General features: G+C 71.6%; 19 protein-coding genes. 11 read left to right on the top strand and 8 right to left on the bottom strand.

Translation table 11 applies throughout. The features are described from left to right. Window positions 1-131: 131 nt before the first annotated feature. Window positions 132-611: a manganese-binding transcriptional regulator MntR gene (gene mntR / locus ACYQPG_RS16835; RefSeq protein WP_147907841.1), complete on the top strand. Its 480-nt coding sequence runs from the start codon at window positions 132-134 to the stop codon at window positions 609-611. A 46-nt stretch (window positions 612-657) separates the two neighbouring features. Then, window positions 658-1,167, top strand: a complete 510-nt coding sequence (locus ACYQPG_RS16830) for a hypothetical protein (RefSeq protein ID WP_419828408.1) — start codon at window positions 658-660, stop codon at window positions 1,165-1,167. An 80-nt stretch (window positions 1,168-1,247) separates the two neighbouring features. Here the strand turns inward: ACYQPG_RS16830 and ACYQPG_RS16825 are convergent, their stop codons facing one another. Continuing rightward, window positions 1,248-2,432: a zinc-binding metallopeptidase family protein gene (locus ACYQPG_RS16825; RefSeq protein WP_461231279.1), complete on the bottom strand. Its 1,185-nt coding sequence runs from the start codon at window positions 2,430-2,432 to the stop codon at window positions 1,248-1,250. Between the two features lie 225 nt (window positions 2,433-2,657). On the opposite strand from ACYQPG_RS16825, the gene ACYQPG_RS16820 reads away from it, so the two are divergent. The 3 genes from ACYQPG_RS16820 to ACYQPG_RS16810 are packed head-to-tail and all read left to right on the top strand — an operon-like array spanning window position 2,658 to window position 9,484. Then, window positions 2,658-5,951: a transglutaminase family protein gene (locus tag ACYQPG_RS16820; protein WP_419828407.1), complete on the top strand. Its 3,294-nt coding sequence runs from the start codon at window positions 2,658-2,660 to the stop codon at window positions 5,949-5,951. A 13-nt stretch (window positions 5,952-5,964) separates the two neighbouring features. Further along, window positions 5,965-8,514, top strand: a complete 2,550-nt coding sequence (locus tag ACYQPG_RS16815) for a circularly permuted type 2 ATP-grasp protein (protein WP_419828406.1) — start codon at window positions 5,965-5,967, stop codon at window positions 8,512-8,514. Between the two features lie 55 nt (window positions 8,515-8,569). Further along, window positions 8,570-9,484 carry a transglutaminase family protein gene (locus tag ACYQPG_RS16810; RefSeq protein ID WP_147939534.1) on the top strand — a complete coding sequence of 305 codons (915 nt, stop codon included), beginning with the start codon at window positions 8,570-8,572 and terminating at the stop codon, window positions 9,482-9,484. A 92-nt stretch (window positions 9,485-9,576) separates the two neighbouring features. On the opposite strand, the gene ACYQPG_RS16805 is transcribed toward ACYQPG_RS16810, so the two are convergent. The 4 genes from ACYQPG_RS16805 to ACYQPG_RS16790 form a co-directional block, all read right to left on the bottom strand. After that, window positions 9,577-10,188 (bottom strand): pyridoxamine 5'-phosphate oxidase family protein, encoded by a 612-nt coding sequence (locus ACYQPG_RS16805; protein ID WP_419828548.1) that lies wholly within the window; start codon window positions 10,186-10,188, stop codon window positions 9,577-9,579. Window positions 10,189-10,193: 5 nt separating this feature from the next. Beyond that, on the bottom strand, window positions 10,194-11,897 hold the full coding sequence (locus tag ACYQPG_RS16800; protein ID WP_147907846.1) for a lysine--tRNA ligase: 1,704 nt from the start codon (window positions 11,895-11,897) through the stop codon (window positions 10,194-10,196). 388 nt (window positions 11,898-12,285) lie between these two features. Further along, window positions 12,286-12,504: a hypothetical protein gene (locus tag ACYQPG_RS16795; protein WP_147907847.1), complete on the bottom strand. Its 219-nt coding sequence runs from the start codon at window positions 12,502-12,504 to the stop codon at window positions 12,286-12,288. 67 nt (window positions 12,505-12,571) lie between these two features. Next, window positions 12,572-13,432: a transporter substrate-binding domain-containing protein gene (locus ACYQPG_RS16790; protein WP_419828405.1), complete on the bottom strand. Its 861-nt coding sequence runs from the start codon at window positions 13,430-13,432 to the stop codon at window positions 12,572-12,574. Window positions 13,433-13,569: 137 nt separating this feature from the next. On the opposite strand from ACYQPG_RS16790, the gene ACYQPG_RS16785 reads away from it, so the two are divergent. Next, entirely contained in the window at window positions 13,570-15,432 is a 1,863-nt protein-coding gene (locus tag ACYQPG_RS16785; RefSeq protein WP_419828404.1) for a glycosyltransferase family 2 protein, read from the top strand. 124 nt (window positions 15,433-15,556) lie between these two features. Then, window positions 15,557-15,766 carry a cold-shock protein gene (locus ACYQPG_RS16780; protein ID WP_007563113.1) on the top strand — a complete coding sequence of 70 codons (210 nt, stop codon included), beginning with the start codon at window positions 15,557-15,559 and terminating at the stop codon, window positions 15,764-15,766. Window positions 15,767-15,928: 162 nt separating this feature from the next. Here ACYQPG_RS16780 and ACYQPG_RS16775 read toward each other — a convergent pair whose 3' ends face one another. Next, window positions 15,929-16,516, bottom strand: a complete 588-nt coding sequence (locus ACYQPG_RS16775; RefSeq protein ID WP_246692721.1) for a hypothetical protein — start codon at window positions 16,514-16,516, stop codon at window positions 15,929-15,931. 132 nt (window positions 16,517-16,648) lie between these two features. On the opposite strand from ACYQPG_RS16775, the gene ACYQPG_RS16770 reads away from it, so the two are divergent. Continuing rightward, on the top strand, window positions 16,649-16,837 hold the full coding sequence (locus ACYQPG_RS16770) for a hypothetical protein (RefSeq protein ID WP_419828403.1): 189 nt from the start codon (window positions 16,649-16,651) through the stop codon (window positions 16,835-16,837). A 32-nt stretch (window positions 16,838-16,869) separates the two neighbouring features. On the opposite strand, the gene ACYQPG_RS16765 is transcribed toward ACYQPG_RS16770, so the two are convergent. Then, on the bottom strand, window positions 16,870-17,256 hold the full coding sequence (locus ACYQPG_RS16765; RefSeq protein WP_147907853.1) for a TIGR02300 family protein: 387 nt from the start codon (window positions 17,254-17,256) through the stop codon (window positions 16,870-16,872). Window positions 17,257-17,521: 265 nt separating this feature from the next. On the opposite strand from ACYQPG_RS16765, the gene ACYQPG_RS16760 reads away from it, so the two are divergent. From ACYQPG_RS16760 to ACYQPG_RS16750, 3 genes are all read left to right on the top strand, one after another. Then, complete coding sequence (locus ACYQPG_RS16760) at window positions 17,522-17,725, top strand: hypothetical protein (RefSeq protein ID WP_058192874.1); 204 nt, start codon at window positions 17,522-17,524, stop codon at window positions 17,723-17,725. Window positions 17,726-17,919: 194 nt separating this feature from the next. After that, on the top strand, window positions 17,920-18,156 hold the full coding sequence (locus tag ACYQPG_RS16755; RefSeq protein WP_147907854.1) for a hypothetical protein: 237 nt from the start codon (window positions 17,920-17,922) through the stop codon (window positions 18,154-18,156). Further along, window positions 18,153-18,398, top strand: a complete 246-nt coding sequence (locus ACYQPG_RS16750) for a hypothetical protein (protein ID WP_419828402.1) — start codon at window positions 18,153-18,155, stop codon at window positions 18,396-18,398. The genes ACYQPG_RS16755 and ACYQPG_RS16750 overlap by 4 nt, the downstream gene beginning before the upstream one ends. Window positions 18,399-18,441: 43 nt before the next feature. Here ACYQPG_RS16750 and ACYQPG_RS16745 read toward each other — a convergent pair whose 3' ends face one another. Beyond that, window positions 18,442-19,833, bottom strand: a complete 1,392-nt coding sequence (locus ACYQPG_RS16745; protein WP_419828401.1) for an L-serine ammonia-lyase — start codon at window positions 19,831-19,833, stop codon at window positions 18,442-18,444. Window positions 19,834-20,024 lie beyond the last annotated feature (191 nt).

The following is a 20,024-nucleotide window of genomic DNA, read 5'->3' as shown; positions in this document are numbered from 1 at the left end:
AAGGGATCGGCCGCGTGTTTCAAGGGGGCATTTAAGACAGGCCCGCAACCGCGTCGCGGGACTCCCCTCCCCGGGGCGGATTTTGCTAACAAGGGTCGGGCGGCGCCGGGGGGCGGCGAGAGGGAGAGCCGATGCAGGAACCGTCCGAGCCGCGTGCCTCCGAAACCCAGGGCCTGCCCGAGACCGCGCTGGTCGATCCCGAGCGGCACGTGGAGAGCTTCCGCCAGGCCCGCGAGGCCCGGCGCTCCGAACTCGTCGAGGATTACGTCGAACTGATCGACGACCTGATCGGTGACGGCGGCGAGGCGCGCCAGGTCGACATCGCCGCCCGCCTCGGCGTGGCCCAGCCGACCGTCGCCAAGATGCTCAAGCGGCTGTGCGAGGACGGCTTCGTCCAGCAGCGGCCCTATCGCGGCGTGTTCCTCACCGAGGCTGGCCGCCGGCTGGCCGCCCAGGCGCGCGAGCGCCACCGCATCGTCGAGCGCTTCCTGTGCACCCTCGGGGTCAGCCCCGAGACCGCCCGGCGGGATGCCGAGGGGATCGAGCACCACGTCAGCGCCGAGACCCTGGCGGCGTTCCGCGCCTTCGTGGAGGGGCGGGAGGAGATCTGATCGGCGACCGGGCGCATAGCGTGCGATGCGGGACGGCGTATCGTGTGTGTCGCTGCCGCCGGCCGGCGAACTCGGCCGCGTCCTGCGGGCGGTCTCGGGCGATGACGACGTGCCGGTGCCGGGCGGGCACGACAGGCACGTCGCGGCCGTCTATGCCGACGGCGAGGCCTTCGAGGTCGAGTTCACGGAGCCGTTCGACATGCCGGCGACGGTCGAGGCCGGCGGCGTGTGCCCGGTCGAGCGGGTGGTCGGTCGAGCGGGTGGTCGGGTGACCGATCCGGACGGTTGGCCGTCCCGCTTCCTCGCCGCCCTGGTCAAGGTCACCGCAGACCTGCTCAATCCGAGCCACCGGGACGGGGCCGCGAAGTGTCGCTTCCTCGCCGCATGCGGATTCACGCCGGGTGATCCGGACGCCCTGATCGATGCGCCGTTCGATCACGGCCGACGTCCGGATGTGCGCGGATTCCTATCGGGCCATCGAGCCGTCTTTCGAGGGCCCTCTCGCCGCCCGTCCCGGCGCGGATCCACAGGTCAGAACCGCCTGGCAGGTCGATGAGGCCGATTCGTCCCGGACGTGCCGGCTCATGACCCTGAAGCCGATTCCGCGCCCACGGCCCTGACAGGCCGCCGAACGCATCACACGGTCGGCGCCGCCACCTTCTGGCGCAACCCCAGGATCACCGCCCGCAGCATCTCGGCCCCGGCCTCGCCGGGATCCGGCAGGGTGCCGGAGCGGGAGGCGTAGATCCGCTCGTGCACGAAGGCGAGCTTGGCGATCACCGTGGGGGTCAGCTTGAACGGGTAGAGCGCCGGCTGGCCCATGCTGTGGGACAGGGAGTTGATCGCGTAGGTCAGCGGCAGCCACGCCTCGATCAGCCGGTCGAGGTCGTGGGTGTCGTAGGGGTCGAAATCGATCACCGTGGGTGCCGTCGTGGCGTTGCGCAGGCGCGGGCGCACGTGCAGCTCGAAGGTCGAGGCGGTCTCCACCGTGTCGACGATGTGCAGGTAATGCGCGAAGGTCTCGGCGAAATCCTCCCACGGATGGGCGGTGGCGTAGGCCGAGACGTAGGAATCCTCCCACTCGGTCGGGGCGCCGTGGGCGTAGTGGTCCTGCAGGGCCCGGACGTAGTTCAGGTTCTCGTCTCCGAACAACCCCCGGAAGGCGCCCATGGTCGGCCCGTTCATGACCAGCAGGTACCAGAAGTAATGCCCGATCTCGTGCCGGAAATGGCCGAGCAGGGTGCGGTAATGCTCCCCGAACAGGATCCGGCGCCGCTCGCGCTCGACGTCGTCGGCCTCGGCGATGTTCATGGTGATCAGGCCGTTGATGTGGCCCGTGAGCACCGGCGGCCCGTACGAGAAGCTCTCCGACGGATCGACCAGGAAATCGAAGGCCAGCCCGTCGGTGTACTGGGCCCGGGTCGCCAGCGGCAGTTCGAGGCGCAGCAGCGAGTAGAACAGCCGGCGCTTGGCCGCCTCGATCTGGCGCCAGCGGGCGAGGTTCCAGGATTGCGACAGGTCCGGCACCACTCGGTTGTGCCGGCAGGCGGTGCAGAAGATCTCGGATTCGTCCTCCGGCACCAGCCAGTTGCAGGCCCCCGACGAGGCGTTGCTGCAGTAGCGGTAGCGCCGTCCGGAACCCGCATAGGCGTGGAAGGTCTGGGCGCCGCCCATGGCCGGATGGGCGGAGAGGCCCATGGGCTCCAGGGCCGAGACCTCGTGCGCCGCGCAGACATAGCCCAGCCGGCGCGCGCAGCTCTCGCAGGCGGTCGCCTCGAAGGTGACCGGCTGGTCGCAGGCCTGGCACTGGAAGAGCTTCATCGCGTGGTCCCGGGCCGGCAACCGGCCCACTTTTCGATCAAATGAGCGCGACCGGCAAAGTTCCGGCCAAGGTCGGCGGCGCTCCGCGGACGCAGAGGGCACCGCACGAAAATTGCTTGTGACCCCGTCCTTGGCACATAACCGCGCGGTGGGCTCGGCGATCGACCCGCCGCGGCGCCCGGTGCCGGCTACGAGACCGCATTCGATCCTTCAGACGGAGCCATCGTGTCGATCAAAGCCGCCCTGCACCACGTCACGCATTACCGCTACGACCGGCCGATCAGCCTCGGTCCCCAGGTGGTGCGCCTGCGCCCGGCTCCGCACGCGCGCACCAAGGTGCCGGCCTACGCGCTGACGGTGACGCCCGCCAACCACTTCCTGAACTGGCAGCAGGATCCGAGCGGCAACTGGCTCGCCCGCCTGGTCTTCCCGGAGAAGACCGACGAGCTGAAGATCGAGGTCGACCTCACCGCCGAGATGGCGGTGATCAACCCGTTCGACTTCTTCGTGGAGGATTACGCGCAGGCTCGGACCTTCGCGTACGAGCCGGACCTGTCGGAGGAGCTGGCGCCCTACCTGATGCCCGTGGACGCGGACGGGCCTGAGATCGAGGCGCTGCTCGCGCGGCTCCCCGAGGAGCCCAGCACGGTGCTGTTCCTGGTGGCGCTCAACGGCCTGATCGCCCGCGAGATCGCCTACGGCGTGCGCCTGGAGCCGGGCGTGCAGACGCCGGCCGAGACGCTGCGGCTCAAGAGCGGTTCATGCCGCGATTCGGCCTGGCTGCTCGTGCAGGTGCTGCGCCGGATCGGGCTCGCGGCGCGCTTCGTCTCCGGCTACCTGATCCAGCTCGTGCCCGACACCACCGCGGTCGACGGTCCCGCCGGCGCGTCGGCGGACTTCACCGACCTGCACGCCTGGGCCGAGGTCTACCTGCCGGGCGCCGGCTGGATCGGCATGGACGCGACCTCCGGGCTGCTCACCGGCGAGGGCCACATCCCGCTCGCCGCGACCCCGCATTACCGCTCGGCGGCGCCGATCTCGGGTGCGGCCGAGCCGGCCAAGACCGAGTTCGGCTTCGAGATGCGGATCACCCGGGTCGCCGAGACGCCGCGGATCACCAAGCCGTATTCCGAGGCGGTCTGGTCGGCCATGGACGCGCTGGGTGAGCGGGTCGACGCCGACCTCGTGGCCCAGGACGTCCGCCTGACCATGGGCGGCGAGCCGACCTTCGTGTCGGTGGACGATTTCGAGGCGCCGGAATGGAACATCGCCGCGGTCGGCCCGACCAAGCGGCGGATGGCCGACACGCTGATCCGGCGCCTGCGCGACCGATTCGGCCCGGGCGGGCTGCTGCATTACGGCCAGGGCAAGTGGTACCCGGGCGAGAGCCTGCCGCGCTGGGCCTTCGCGCTCTACTGGCGCAAGGACGGCAACCCGATCTGGACCGACCCGGCCCTGATCGCCCCCGAGGTGGGCGAAGGGGCGGAAGGCCAAGATTCACACGGTACCGCCACCATCGCGCAGGCCAAGGCGCTGGCCGACGCGCTGGCCCGCCGGCTCGGGCTGTCCGACTACGTGTTCCCGACCTTCGAGGACGGCGAGCTCTGGGAGAAGAAGGCGGCGGACCTGCCGGTCAACGTCACGCCGGCCGCCGCCAAGTCCGGCTCCGTGGAGTTCGACGCCCGGATCCGGCGCGTCTACGCCCGCGGCCTCGGGGAGCCGGCGGGCTACGTCCTGCCGCTCGCGAGCCTGCCCACCGGCAAGGACGGCGATTCCGACCGGGTCTGGATCTCGGAGAAGTGGGTGTTCCGCCGGGGCCAGGCCTTCCTGGTGCCGGGTGATTCGCCCCTCGGCTTCCGCCTGCCCCTGTCGTCCCTGCCCTACGTGCCGCCCGAGCACTATCCCTACTACCAGCCGCAGGACCCGCTGGAGCCCCGCGGGCCGCTCCCCGACGATCCCAAGGCCGCGACGGTGGTCAACGGGGCCGGCATCACCGGCGTCGCGGTCCGCACCGCGCTGGCGATCGAGCCCCGGGACGGAATCGTGCGCGTGTTCATGCCGCCGACCCAGCGGGCCGACGAGTATCTCGAGCTCGCCGCCCACCTCGAGGCGGCTGCCGCCGAGCTGGCGCTGCCGATCCATGTCGAGGGCTACGAGCCGCCCCACGATGCGCGCATCGGCCTGATCAAGGTCACCCCCGATCCCGGCGTGATCGAGGTCAACGTCCACCCGGCCGCGTCCTGGCGCGAGGCGGTGGCGATCACCACCGACCTCTACGCCGAAGCCCGGCAGACCCGGCTCGGCGCGGAGAAATTCATGGTCGACGGGCGCCACACCGGCACCGGCGGCGGCAACCACGTGGTCATGGGCGGCGTCACGCCGGACGATTCGCCGTTCCTGCGCCGGCCCGACCTGCTCAAGAGCCTGGTGCTCTACTGGCAGCGCCACCCGGCGCTCTCGTACCTGTTCTCCGGCCTCTACATCGGCCCGACCAGCCAGGCCCCGCGCATGGACGAGGCCCGCCATGACGGGCTCTACGAGCTGGAGATCGCGCTGGCCCAGATCCCGGCCGCCGACGCGCCCAACATCCCGCGCTGGCTGGTCGACCGGGTGTTCCGCAACATCCTGGTGGACGTCACCGGCAACACCCACCGGGCCGAGATCTGCATCGACAAGCTGTACTCGCCGGACGGTCCGACCGGGCGTCTCGGCCTGCTGGAGTTCCGGGCCTTCGAGATGCCGCCGGACGCCCGCATGAGCCTCGCGCAGCAATTGCTGCTGCGGGCCCTGGTGGCGTGGCTGTGGCGCGAGCCGCAGACCGGGGGTTGTGTCCGCTGGGGCACGAACCTCCACGATCGCTTCATGCTGCCGCATTTCCTCTGGGCCGACTTCCTCGGGGTGCTGGAGGATCTGCGGGCGGCGGGCTACGCTTTCGACCCGGTCGCGTTCGAGGCGCAGGCCCAGTTCCGCTTCCCCGTCTTCGGCGTGGTGGAGCAGGGCGGGGTCCGAATGGAACTGCGCCAGGCGCTGGAGCCCTGGCACGTGATGGGCGAGGAAGGGACCAGCGGGGGCACCGTGCGCTTCGTCGACAGCTCGGTCGAGCGGCTTCAGGTCAAGGTCGAGGGGTTCGTGCCCGAGCGGCACGTCATCGCCTGCAACGGGCGCCGGCTGCCCATGACCGGCACCGGCCGTGGCGGCGAGGCCGTGGCGGGCCTGCGCTTCAAGGCGTGGCAGCCGGCCTCCTCGCTGCACCCCACGATCCCGGCCCACTCGCCGCTGACCTTCGACATCCTCGACGTCTGGAGCGGACGTTCGCTCGGCGGCTGCCGCTACCACGTCGCCCACCCGGGCGGACGGAACTACGAGACCCACCCGGTCAACGCCTACGAGGCGGAGGGGCGCCGCCTCGCCCGCTTCGAGCCCCTCGGTCACACGCCGGGCCGGGTCGAGATGCCCCGCGCGGAGACGAGCGCCGAGTTCCCGCTGACCCTCGACCTGCGCATGCCGGCCCCGACATGACCGGAGCCCGGTGATGGAGGCGGCGCTCGCGGCCGGCGCCGCCCGGACCGAGGCGGGCGAGAACGTGCGCGAGAGCCCGCGGGAGCGCGTCGCGCGCTGGACCGCGGGTTATCGGCCCGTCTCCGGCCGTCCCGACGAGTTCCTGGGCGGCGACGGCGCCCCCCGGGGGGCGTGGCCGCGCCTGCTCGACCATCTCGGGGCGCTCACCGAGCCGGAGATCCTGGCCCGCTTCGTCTCGGCGGAGCGGCACATCCGGGATGCCGGCATCTCGTTCCGGATCTCCGGCGACCAGCGCGAGCATCCCTGGCCGCTCGACTGCCTGCCCCTGGTGGTCGAGGCCGCCGAGTGGCGCGACCTCAGCGCCGGGATCGTCCAGCGCGCGGAGCTGATGGAGGCGATCCTTGCCGATTGCTACGGCGAGGGCCGCCTGGTCGCCGACGGGCTGCTGCCCGCCGCGATCGTGGCCGGGACGCCCGAATTCCTCCACCCCCTTCACGGGGTCGCACCCCCGGGGGGGCACTACCTGAAGCTCTACGCCGCCGATATCGGCCGGGGACCGGACGGGCGCTGGCAGGTCCTGGCCGACCGGACGCAGGCCCCCTCGGGCCTCGGCTGGGCGCTGGAGAACCGCATGGTCCTGGCCCGGACCTTCCCGGACTTCTTCCAGGACCTCCACGTCGAGCGCCTGCCGGCCTTCTTCCAGGCCTTCCGCGAGGGGCTGGCGCTCGGGGCCGAGCGCTCCGACCCGCGCATCTGCCTGCTGACCTCGGGGCCCTACAGCAGCACCTATGTCGAGCAGGCGGCGTTGGCCCGGTATCTCGGCCTGATGCTGGTCGAGGGCGACGACCTCGTCATGCGCGACGGCGCCCTGCACGTGCGCACCGTCTCGGGCCTGAAGCGGGCCGACGCCCTGTGGCGGCGGATCGATGCCGACTATCTCGATCCCCTCGAACTGAACCCGGCCTCGCGCCTGGGCGTGCCCGGAGTGATCGAGGCCCTGCGCAACGGCTCCCTGGTGATGGCCAACATGCCGGGCTCCGGGCTGGTCGAATCCGCGGCGCTCGCCCCGTATCTCGACGGCATCGCCCGCCGGCTGCTGGGCGCGCCGCTGCGGCTCGGGCATCCCCGGGCCTGGTGGTGCGGCGACCTCGAAGGCCTGGCCCACGCCCAGGCCAACCTCGACAGCCTGACCCTGCGCCCGGCCGCCACGCCCCAGCGCGGGGCCGGCCGCGACGCGATCCTGGCGCCCCAGGCCCTGGCGGCCGAGCGGGCCCGGGTGGTGGCGGCCCTGCGCGACCGGCCGTTCGACTACGTCGCCCAGGAGGCCGCGCCGCTCTCGACCATGCCGGGCTGGGAGCGTGGCGACAACGGCCTCTACCTGGTGCCCCGCCCCTTCGTGGTGCGCGTCTTCGCGGCCCGGACCCCCGCGGGCTGGCAGGTCATGCCGGGCGGCTTCTGCCGGGTCTCGGAGCGCGAGGACGTCGACCCGATCGAGATGCGGCTGGGCATCCGCTCGGCCGACCTGTGGGTGCTGTCCGAGAGCCCGGTCGAGGCGCCGCTGATCGGCTCCCACGCGGCCCCGCGGGTGCGCCGGGTCGGCGGCCACCTGCCGTCGCGTGCCGCCGACGGCCTGTTCTGGTTCGGCCGCTACCTCGAGCGCGCCGAAGCGGTGATCCGGCTGGTCCTGGCGCACCTGCGCAGCGTCGGCGACGCCGTCGGGGCCGACATCTCCGGGGCCCTCGACACGCCGGCCGCCCTGGCCCTGCGGGCGCTGCTCTACGAATGGGGCGCCACCGGCGCCACCGACCTGCCCACGGCCCGGCTCGCCCAGGAGGCGCTGACCGGGCGCGAGCGCTCCGGCTCGGCCCGCGCCCACATCGTCTCGGCCCGGCGCAACGCTGCCGCGCTCCGCGCCCGCCTCTCCGGCGAGGCCTGGCGGGTGCTGGCCGACCTGATCGAGATCGTGTCGCTGGACACCGAGCGGGCCTTCACCGAGTCGCAGCTCGCCGGGCGGGCCGAGCGGGCGCTGAGCCAGCTCGCCGCCCTGTCCGGGCTCACCCACGAGAACATGAGCCGGGCGGAGGGCTGGCACTTCGTCGAGCTCGGCCGGCGCGTCGAGCGGGCGGTCAACACCTGCACCTTCGCGCTGTCCTTCGCCAACGACGAGGCGACCCCGGGCTGCCTCGGGGTGATGCTGTCGCTCAGCGACTCGCAGATCAGCTACGGCCGGCGCTACATGCAGGGTGCGGCCCTCGACCCGGTCCGCGATATGGTGTTGCTCGACCCCTACAACCCGCGTTCCATCGCCTTCCAGGCCGAGGCGATCTCCCGGCACCTCGACGACCTGCCGGCACTGTCGGCCGACGGCATCCCGGAGCCGCATCGCCGCATCGCCTCCCGGATCCTGGCGGAACTGCGCAGCGGCGAGGCCGCCGATTTCGACGCCGTGCGCCTGACAGCCCTGGAGACCGACCTCGAACGCCTCGCCGACGGCATCGCGGTGCGCTACTTTCCGGCCGGGCCGAACGCGCTGCGCCCGGAAAAGCTGACAGGCCTGGCTTGATGATGTGCGCCCCTGAAGCCGCCTTGAGGACGGCCCGCGGCGCGCGGTCGTCGCGATGATCTACACGCTGCGCCACCGCACCACCTACCGCTACGGCAAGCCGGTGCGCTTCGCCCGCTGCGCCCTGCGGCTCAAGCCGCAGGACGGCGAGGGCCAGAGCGTGCTGGCGAGCGCCGTGACCATCGATCCGAGCCCCACCACCGCGGTGATGCGGCGCGACTATTTCGGGATCGAGGCCGTGGCGATCACGCTCGATACGCCCCACACCACCTTCAGCGTCGAGGCGCTGTCCACCGTGCGGGTCGAGCGCCGCGTCCCGCCGGAGCCCGAGGCCGGCCAGCCCTGGGAGCGGGTCCGCGACGCCGTGGTGGCCGGGTGCGACCTCCGCGGCCGGGCGCCGGTCCATTTCCTGTTCCCGAGCGGCCGGGTCCCCCTCGTCCCCGATGTCACCGACTACGCCCGCGCCAGCTTCGTGCCCGGCCGCAGCGCCTATGGGACGGCCTACGACCTGATGCTGCGCATCCGCGCCGACTTCCGGTTCGACGCTAAGGCCACGACTGTGCGCACGCCGCTCGCCGAATCCTTCGCGCTCCGGGCCGGGGTCTGCCAGGATTTCGCCCACGTGATGATCGCGGGCCTGCGCGGCATGGGGCTGCCGGCCGCCTATGTCAGCGGCTACCTGCGGACCGTGCCGCCGCCGGGCCGGCCGCGCCTGCGCGGCGCGGATGCGAGCCACGCCTGGGTGGCGGTCTGGTGCGGCGACGGCTGGCTCGGCCTCGACCCGACCAACGGCGTGGCGGTGCGGGACGACCACATCGTGGTGGCCCGAGGCCGCGACTACGGCGACGTGGCGCCGGTGGACGGCATCGTCAGCGGCTCGGGCAAGCAGCGCCTGAAGGTCGAGGTCGATGTGATCCCCGAGACCGAGACGCAGGATTTTTCTCAGCCGGGACTCGCCCTGGTGGGGTGATCGGAGGTGAGCGGCACGGGCCGATCCGGATGGACGGCATGCACCCGTAATGCACGCACTCTACAGGCGGATCCAGAAAATCGAACGCCGCGTCACCACATCGTCTTGGCGGCCCGTCCCGGCCATTCCGCGTCGTAGACCTGGCCTCCGACCTCCCCCGCGGTGAGCGCGGCCAGGATCGCCCCGGGGCTCGGCAGGGCCGCCGGATCGACCCGGGCGTCGGGCTCCCAAAGCCGGGCGCGGATGATCGCCCGGGCGCATTGGAAATACGCCGCCTCGACCGTGATCACGAGGGCCGTGCGCGGCGCGTGCCCGTCCACGCGGAACGAATCCAGGAGATCCGGGTCGGCCGAGATCACCGCCGTGCCGTTCACCCGGAAGGTTGTGCCCGAGCCCGGGATCAGGAACAGCAGCGCCACCCGGGGATCGCGCACGACGTTGCGCAGGGAATCGATCCGGTTGTTGCCGCGCCGGTCGGGCAGGATCAGCGTGCGCGGGCCGGCCACCCGCACGAAGCCCGGCCGGTCGCCCCGGGGGCTGCAATCGAGCCCCTCGGGACCGCTCGTCGCCAGCACTGCGAACGGCGCGGCGGCGATCAGCGCCGCGTAGTCCGGCGTGATCGCCGCCGTGACCTTGGCCACGGAGGCGGGCGCCAGGGACGGCGCGTAGATCGCCTCCAGCGCCGCGATGCTGTCGACGATCATCGCGCTCACGCGACGACGTCGGCGGGGCGGCCCACGAAGGCGGCGTGCTCCGCCACCAGGGCCCCCGAGAGGGCTGCTGCGATCAGCGCCCGGGTCTCCGCCACCCCGTAGAGGGCCACGAAGGAGCCGAAGCGCGGCCCCCGCGCCTCGCCGAACAGCACGTTGTACAGGCTCGTGAACCACGCCTGGGACACGCCCGGGCGCCCGTCCGGGCTCTTGGCCTTGCCGGACGTATCGGGGAAGTGGCGCCGCCCGACCTCGTAGACCGCCGCTTGCAGGGCTTCCGGATCGGTGGAGCCGGCATGCTGGCCGAGCGTCTCCGACAGGTCCTCGAGGGCCGTCCGCTCCTCCTGGCTCGGCTCGCGGTAGGTCTTGGCCGGGCGCACGAAGTCCGAGAAGTACGTGAGCGCGTGGACAACCAGCCGGTCGAGCCCCGGATGGGTCTCCGGCCCGGTCTGCGGCGCGTAGCGGCGGATGAACCCCCACAGCACCGCCGGATCCTCGGTGTTGGCCACCGCGGCGAGGTTCAGCAGCATCGCGAAGGTCAGGCTCGCGCCCTCGACCCGCTCCGGCTCGGGCGGATTCCCGGCATGCAGGTGCCAGACCGGGTTGCCGAGGCGCAGCTTCGCGTCCTGGCCGGCATAGCGGTCGAGGAAGCCGATATACTCGTCGACGTGCCGTGGGATCACGTCGAAGAACAGGCGCTTGGCCTCGCGGGGCTTGTTGTACATGAACAGGCCTAGGGATTCCGGCGTGCCGTACTTCAGCCAGTCGTCGATGGTCAGGCCGTTGCCCTTCGACTTCGAGATTTTCTGGCCCTTCTCGTCGAGGAACAGTTCGTAGTTGAACCCCTCCGGCGGCTCGCCGCCGAGCGCCCGGGCGATCTTGCCCGACAGCTTGACCGAATCGATCAGGTCCTTGCCGGCCATCTCGTAATCGACGCCGAGCGCGACCCAGCGCATCGCCCAGTCGGGCTTCCATTGCAGCTTGGCGTGGCCGCCGGTCACCGGGGTCTCGTAGCGCTCGCCCGTGGCGGGGTCGCGCCAGACCAGCGTGCCGGTCTCGACCCGCACCTCGTCGATCGGCACCTGCATGACGTGGCCGGTGACCGGGTGCAGGGGCAGGAACGGCGAGTAGGAGGCCGATCGTTCCGCGCGCAGCGACGGCAGCATGATCTCCATCACGGCGTCGTAGCGCTCAAGAACGCGCATCAAAGCCGCGTCGAACACGCCCGAGCGATAGCAATCCGTCGCCGAGCGGAACTCGTAAGCGAATCCGAAGGCGTCCAGGAAGCGGCGCAACTCGGCGTTGTTGTGCGCCCCGAAGCTGTCGTGGGTGCCGAACGGGTCCGGCACGCGGGTGAGCGGCTGGTTGAGATGCGCGGCCAGCATCTCGCGGTTGGGCACGTTGTCCGGGACCTTGCGCAGTCCGTCCATGTCGTCCGAGAAGGCGATCAGTCGGGTCGGCACCGCGTCCCGGGTCAGCACCCGGAAGGCGTGGCGGACCATGGAGGTACGGGCGACCTCCCCGAAGGTGCCGATATGCGGCAGTCCCGACGGCCCGTAGCCGGTCTCGAACACCACCTCGGTCGTGCCGGATTTCTCCAGCCGCGCGACGAGCTTGCGCGCCTCCTCGAAGGGCCAGGCGGCGGCGGTGGCGGCCGCCTCGATCAGGTCGGGGTCGAGGGTCAGGGCAGGTGCGGCGGGCATGATCTGGGGACTGAGATACGCTGGGATCGCGCACCCTAGAGCGGTTCGAGCCCCAGCGGAACGCCTGCCGGCGCAATCCGGCGTCCCGGCGGCGTTCGGGGCGCGTGTGGGTTCTTAGGACTGCGGCTGGCGCCCGGCATGCCGGCTGCCGAGGATGACGATCTCATCTGTCGCGACGTGATACGTGATCGCGTAGGGGTATGGACGTACCTGGAGACGTCGGACACCGGGCCGGGCCGTCACGGAGCCTGCAAAGGGTGTCGCAGGAGAAGGTCCATGGCCGCCCGAAGCCGCCGTCGTACCTTGCGCGCGCCCTGCGGGTTCTTCTGGTCAAGGTAGGCCAGAGCCTTGCCGGGTTGCGATGCCGCGGTCTGGGTGAGGCGCAGCCTCACAGGCCATGTCTGTCCCAGATGGCGCGTACCTCCGATTCCGTCGCGAGGTCGCCACCCGCCGCTGCCGCCTCGGATGCGTCGAGTTCCGCCTTCTCCTCCGGGGTGAATTGGTCGAGCGGTGCGTCCTCGCCGACGAAGGCCAGCATCAGGCGGGCGATCTCGTCCTGCACCTCCGGGGCGAGGGTTTGAGCCTGCGCTACCGCCTTATCCGTCATGCCTCGGTCCTTTCGGCGAACCCGTTGCCGGGCAGGGTCACCGATGCGCTGCCGCGACGGAAGCCTCTCAGAACGGGCTCACCGGGAAGAACCGCAGGTATAGCTCGGTGTACTTTCCGTCGTCCCAGACCCGCTGGAGCGCGTCGTCCAGCGCCCGGGAGAGGGCGGCGTCCTCCGGGCGGGTGATCAGCCCGATGCCCTCGCCGAAATAGCGGTTCTCCAGGTAGTCGCCGCCGATCAGGGCGCAGCAAGCCTCCGCCTCCTGGCCGCCGACATAGAGGGCGAGGTTGAGGCCGTCGGCGAACAGGTAGTCGATCTCGCCGCGCTTGAGCGCGCCCTCGGCGGCCGCGAGGTCGAGGAACTCCTTCGGGACGGCTTTGGGGAAGAACGCCTTGAGGTAGGCCGCGTGCGCACTGCCGCCCATCACTCCGACGCTGCGTCCGGCGAGCGCCGCCGCCGAGGGGACTGGCAGGCCCTTGTCGGCCCGCGCGGCGAAGCGCGCCGGCCAGCGGAAATACGGGCGCGTCGCCAGGAATTTCTCACGCACGGGCGCGGTCAGCGGGATGGCGGCCGCGATCACGTCGCCCTGGCGGCTGTCCAGGGCGTCCAGCAGGGTGTCGAAGCGCCGCGCCTGCACCGTGCAGGTGATCGTCAGTTTCTCGCACACCGCCCGGGCGAGCTCGACCACGAAGCCGGTCGGGTTGCCGTCCGGGCCTGCGAAGTGCAGCGGCGGGAACTCGTCGTCGGTCAGGAATCGAACGGCGCGGCCGGTCTGGGGCGCCTCGATCCGCTCGCCGCGGCTGCGCGGATTCCAGAAATCCGGGACCGTCACGGAGGGCGTCGCCTCCTGCGGCGCGGCGGTCGCCGCCGCACGGGCGGGCCGCGATCCGCCCCACGCCAGGGCCGCGAGCGCAGCCAAGGCGAGCATGGCGAAAGCGAGCGCGGATCGCGCTCCGCCCGCCCTTGACGGCGGAAATGCGGCGATGCTCCTTTCGGAGGACGGGAACGGGGTCTGGCTCACGCCCCTCCCCTACCACGTCCTGGGGCTGCCGGGGGAGCGTCGGCATGTCGGTGCAGCGCCTGCCCACGGCCTCGATCGCCCCGACGATGTCCCTGCCGCCGGAGATCGCGTTCCTGCGCGCCGAGGGGATCGATGCCCGCCTCCTGACCCGGGCGGCCCGGGACGCCGCCGCCGCCGGGACCGATGCGGCGACCGCGCTGCTGAATTCCGGGCTGATGGAGGAGACGGCCTATTACCGCGCCCTGGCCCGGCGCCTCGGCGCCCCGTTCCTCGGCGGTCCGATCCCGTTCGGCCTGGGGTTGCGCTTCCCCGACAGCCTGGTCGCCGGGCTCGCGCCCCTGGCCCTCGGGTCCGTCGCCGCCTGCGTGCTGGCGCCCCGTGGCCGGCTGATCGCCGAGCTTCTCGACGGGCCGCGCCGCGTCGCGATGCCGGCGATCACCAGCCCGACGCACCTGCGCGAGGCGGTGTTCGCCGCGATTCCGGGGGCGGTGGCGGATCACGCGGCGCAGGATCTGCGGCGGCACGCGCCCGAACGGTCCGTGCCGTCCGAGCCCGCGAGCCGGTGGCTGCTGCTCCTCGTGCTCGTGCTGATCGCGGGGTTCTGCCTGTTCTCGGTGCTGCCGCCGCCCATCGCCCGCGCCGTGACGCTGACCGGGCAGGCCCTGTTCCTGGCGATGACGACGGTCCGGCTCGCCGCGGCGATCATCGCGGCGCCGGTGGCGGCCGAGGCCGTTGACCTGCTCGTCGACGCCGACCTGCCGGTCTACACGGTGCTCGTCGCCCTCCACCGCGAGGCGGCGGTGGTGCCCGACCTGATTCGGGGACTCGCCGCCCTCGACTATCCGGCGGCGAAGCTCGACATCAAGCTGCTGATCGAGGCGGACGATGCCGAGACCGCGGCGGCCCTGGCGCCGATCGCCCTGCCGGCCCGGTTCGAGGTGATCACGGTGCCGCCGGGGGCACCCCGCACCAAGCCGCGGGCGCTCAATGCCGCCCTGCCGCTCGCCCGCGGCGCCCTGCTCACGGTCTACGACGCCGAGGACGTGCCCGATCCCGGGCAGCTGAGGCTGGCCGCGACGCTGTTCGCGCGCCTGCCCGAGAGGACCGCCTGCCTGCAGGGCCGCCTCGTGATCGACAATGCCGGCGATTCCCGTCTGGCCCGGGCCTTCGCGCTCGAATACGCGGGCCTGTTCGACGTGCTGAACCCGGCGCTCGCGCGCCTCGACGTGCCGGTCCCCCTCGGGGGCACATCGATGCACCTACGCACACGGGTGCTGCGGTCGCTGCACGGCTGGGACCCCTGGAACGTCACCGAGGATGCCGACCTCGGGATGCGGCTCGCCCTGGCGGGTTACGCGGTCGGCGACCTGCCGAGCGCCACGATCGAGGAGGCGCCGGCCCGGCTGGGCCCCTGGCTGGCCCAGCGCACCCGCTGGCTGAAGGGCCTGATGCAGACCAGCCTCGCCCACGGTCGCCGCCCGCTGGACAATGCCCGCCGCCTCGGGACCCTGGAGGCGCTCTGCGCGGCGGCGCTGGTACCCGGCACGGTGGCCTCGGCGCTCGCCTATCCCGTCTGCCTCGCCTACGCCGCCTGGCGTTACCTGGTCGCGGAGATCCCGGCCGCGCCGTCCTTTCCGGACAACCTCGTGGCCGGGATCGCCATGACGCTGTTCGGCGTGGGGTTCGCCGCCATGGTGCTGCCGACCCTGATCGGCTGCGCCCGGCGCGGCTGGGGCGACCTGGCGCAGTCGGCCCCCTGGATGCCGCTCTATTTCCTGCTCGTCAGCCTGGCTGCCTGGCTCGCCCTGATCGAGCTGGTCCGCGCGCCGGTGCGCTGGAATAAGACGCCGCACGGCCTGTCGCGTACCTCGCGCAGCGGCCGGTTGCGGCGGCGGGCGGCGCCGTGACGGGCGGTTTTCGATGGCCCGCCCGTCACGCGCGTGCGGAACTTTGGGAACAGTCGGCCGAGGCGGCTCGTTCGGCCCCTGCGGCACGTCGCTTTGGCGAGCCGGAGACGACTAGGACAACTCTATGGCTACCGGTACCGTGAAGTGGTTCAACGAGACCAAGGGCTACGGCTTCATCCAGCCCGATGATGGCGGCAAGGACGTTTTCGTCCACATCTCGGCTGTCGAGCGCGCAGGGATGCGCAACCTGATCGAGGGACAGAAGATCTCCTACGACGTCGAGGCCGATCGGCGCAGCGGCAAGGAGAGCGCGGCCAACCTCAAGGCCGACTGAGCTTTCCCGATCCGGGACCGAAGCGCGCGCGTCCGCTTGCGCTTTGGCTAACCGGAGCCGGCTATCACCGGTCCTGCGAGCCGCGTTGCGTATCGGCTCGCGCCGGTGAGATCCACGACCTCCCCGCTGCCCGGTGATCGGATCTGGGCGCGGGGGGGCGTGTCACGTCTCGTCCTCGGACGAATGGGCGACCGCCGGACCCCGGTAGAGCAAGGTCGCGTGCCGGTCATGCGCCTTCCACACCGGCAACGAACCCTCCCGAACGAACATCGCGAAGGCCTCGACCGCCTCCCAGCGCTCGAACGCGTCCGCGCCGTCCAGGGCACGACCCACGATACAGGCGCCCTCCGGGGCGTCCGCGCCAGGTCGCTTGCCAGGAGACGCGCCGGGATTGCGACGCTCGAGCGCGAAGACGACGCCTGCGCGATCCGGCCTCAGCGCATCCGGCAGGGCCGCGATCCGGCGCCAGAGGCAGTGCCATTGCACGCAGGCCTCGGGACGCTCGGGGTAGATCCCGCAGTCCCGGCCGGAATTGTGCCGGCACAGGATTCCCGCCGGTTTGGCCAGGGCCTTGATCTCCAGGATGCGGCAGCAGGCCGTGCATGATCCGCAGGACCGGCCGGGAACGAGCGCTCCCGTGGCGTGCGGGACCGTCAAGCGCGGGGTGCCGTGGCCGGAATTGCCATCGCTGTCGATCCTGTCGGGGGCGGGTGCCGCAGGCACGGCCGCCCGGGCTGCGACATCGCGCATCGTGCCGGATATCGGACCCGGCACGATGCGCGAGCGCCTCGATCCGCATCGTCTTCTTCCGAAAGGCGGGGACCTCCTTTCGGAACGTCGCTTACGTGTCGGACTCACCGCCCGCGGTGCAGGACCTTGCCGATGCCCGGCACGGCCACGCTCCGGGACCTGGTGACCGACGAGCGCATCGCGATCGAGGCGGGCGGCCGTGCGGTCGACGCCTATTTCGCGGAGCCCGCGACGCGGACGCAAGCCTCGGGGCCGGATCACGTCCCGGATCTGGCCGCGGCCGACATGGTGCACGCCTTCGCGCCGGCCACGACGCGATGACGCCCCGACGGCGTCATCGCGTTCGGACGATCCTACTCGTCGTCGTCGTCGTTGACCTCGACGAGGTCGGAGGTGTTGTCGTCGTCCTCGTCGACCACGAGGGTGTCGTCCTCGACCGTCTCGCCGTCGTCCTCGATGTCCAGGGCGTCGTCGCCCTCGGTATCGGTGTCCTTGTCGGCCTCCTCGGCCTCGACCTCATCGAGGGACACGAGCTCGGGGCCCTCGGCCTCGTCCTCCTCTTCGACCGGCGCCTCCTTGCGGGCGACGACCGGCGCGGCCGTCCGGCCGAACGAGGTCGCGACCGCGGTCGGGACGACTTCGCCCGAGTAGGGGGAGACGACGGGATCCTTGTTGAGGTCGTAGAACTTCTTCCCCGTCGTCGGGCAGATCCGCTTTGTACCAAGGTCCGGACGCGCCACTGCAACTCTCCTTAAGAACGTGATCGATGCCGGATCGCCGGCGTGGTTTCAGGGTGTGTAGCACAGGACGGCGCCCGGTGACCCGCCTCGACCGAGACGGATCCCACGGGGCCGCCGCCGGGGCGGTGCCCGGCTCGACGCGCCCGCCCGGATGCCCGGGCCCGCGGTGCCGTACCGGTCCGTTGCCCCCAGCCCATGACAGATTGCGCCGCGGAATGCCCGCAGGTGACTGGCATCCGCGCGGCAAGGCTGGCATAGGGCACTTATGTCAGACGTACCACACCCCTACTCCATCGAGGTCTCCCCCATCGCCAAGCCGGAGGGCCATTTCCAATGGGCCATCCGCCGGAGCGGCAAGCTGATCGAGCGATCCGATCGTCCGCACCGCAGCGAGGCGAAGGCGTTCGAGAGCGCCATGGAGGCCATCGAGCGCGCCATGAAGCCGGGCGCCGACGGCGGCCGTCGCTAAAAACGCATGATTCCGGGCGGTGGCACCTCACGATCCCTGATCTGAGGCGCGCCGCACTGATTCGGTGACGATGCCGGCAGCCCGCTTTGCGGCGGGCTGCCGGCGCACCTGCGTTCGCCTGCCTTGCAGGGCGTGGCCGGGTGGTGTGTGGGCGACGGCCGGAGAACCAACGGCGGTCCCGCTCGTTATCGAACATGCCGCAGCGGAAAGACCAGCCTGACTGCACCTGCGCGACCCTGCGGGAACGCCTCGCGTTCAACATCCTGTTGGACGAGTTCGCGATCGCCGCGTTGTCGGACGCGCTCGTGCTGCTGAACGCCACCGATGACGATCCGGGCGTCACCCAGATCGAGCACACGATCCGGACCCATCGCATCGCGATCCTGAAGCAGCGCGTCATCCTCGGCGCGGCGGGCATCGAACTCGAATGACGTCCGCACCGCTCTTCGTCGTGCGGGCGAGGAAACCCCACGGGACCGCGACGTACAATTGCCCGACGCCGGAATGGGCGCTCAAGAAGCTGGGCGATTTTCGGGCCGCCGGTCACGACAGCATCAGCATCACCGGGCCGGACGGGCAGCCGCTGGACGAGGCGGACCTGCGCGCGCTGGTCGAGGGCCGAGACGGCCCGGTGCGCAGCGCCGGCCGTGTCACCGCCGATCTCAAATCCTGAGCGCCGCCTGACGCGGGTGCCGCTTGTTTAGGGATTGGCCCGGTCAGCATTCCGGCAGGTTCACCGCGAGCCCGGCCAGGCTCGTCTCCTTGTATTTCGCGCTCATCTCCTCGCCGGTCTGCCGCATCGCCGCGATGCAATTGTCCAGCGGCATGAAATGCGAGCCGTCGCCGCGGAGCGCCAACGAGGCTGCCGCCACCGCCTTGGTGGCACCGATCCCGTTGCGCTCGATGCAGGGCACCTGCACCAGGCCGGCCACCGGGTCGCAGGTCATCCCCAAGTGATGCTCCAGGGCGATCTCGGCGGCATTCTCGACCTGGGCGGGCGTCCCGCCGAGCACGGCGCAGAGGCCGGCCGCCGCCATGGCGCTGGCCGAGCCGACCTCCCCCTGGCAGCCGGCCTCCGCCCCGGAGATCGAAGCGTTGTGCTTGATCAGCCCGCCGATGGCCGCGGCGGTCAGGAGGAACTCCGGGATCCGGCCCGGATCCGCGCCGATGCAATGGTCGATGTAGTACCGAATCACCGCCGGAACGACGCCGGCGGCACCGTTGGTCGGCGCGGTCACGACTTGTCCTCCGGCGGCGTTCTCCTCGTTGACCGCCATGGCGTAGACGCTCAGCCAGTCCGCCATGACGTGGGGTTGGGCGGTATTCGAGCCGTGCTCGCGGTCGAGCTGGTCCCGGATCCGCTTGGCACGGCGCTTGACCCGCAGGCCGCCGGGCAATTCGCCCTCGCGGGCGAGGCCCCGCTCGACGCAGGCATTCATGGCCTGCCAGATCCGGGTGAGGCCCGCATCGACCTCCGTGTCGGAGCGGCCGACGGCCTCGTTCGCACGTTTCATCGCGGCCACCGACAGGCCGCTGTCGCGGGCCATGCGCAGCATCGCGGCCGAGGTCTCGAACGGGTACGGCCACAGCCGCAGGTCCGCGGCCGCGGTGGGGGGCGGCACATCGGCCGCGCGCTGGGCCGCGGTGATGACGAAGCCGCCGCCGATCGAGTAGTAGGTCTCGGAGACGAGCGGCGCGTCCGCCGCGTCGAGGGCGGTGATCACCAGGCCGTTCGCGTGACCGGGCAGCGGCGGTCCGTAATCGAAGATGATCGCCGTCGCCGGATCGAAGGCGAGGACCGGCAGGCCCGCCGGAGCAAGGCGCTTCTCGACGCGCAGTGCCTCGAGCGCGCGTTCGGCGTCGTCCATGGGGATATCGGCCGGCCGGAAACCGAGGAGACCGAGCGCGACGGCGCGGTCGGTGGCGTGTCCCCGCCCGGTGAACGCCAGCGAGCCGTGCAGTGTCGCCCGGAGGGCGGCCGCCCCTGCGTGCGAATCATGCCGGCGCAGCAGGTCCAAGAAGTCGGCCGCAGCCGTCATCGGCCCCATCGTGTGGGACGAGGAGGGGCCGAGGCCCGGTTTGAACACGTCGAACACGCTCAGAAACATCGGTTTGCCTGTCCCGGCCGCGGGGCCCTGTCATGGCCTGCGACGCCTTTTCCCCGAAAGCCGGCTCCACGCCGGAGGCGCAACTGCCCGGTCATGCCTGGCCTGCCCACCGGCTCCGAATGGAAGAAACGCGCCAAGCCGCGATAACGGCCCGGATCCCGACCGGGGCGCCCTCGGGATGCGTTTCTATG

This window comes from Methylobacterium sp. CM6246 (genome assembly GCF_054818005.1).
The sequence above is the reverse complement of the archived record's forward strand: the minus strand, read 5'-3'. Positions and strand labels throughout refer to the sequence as shown.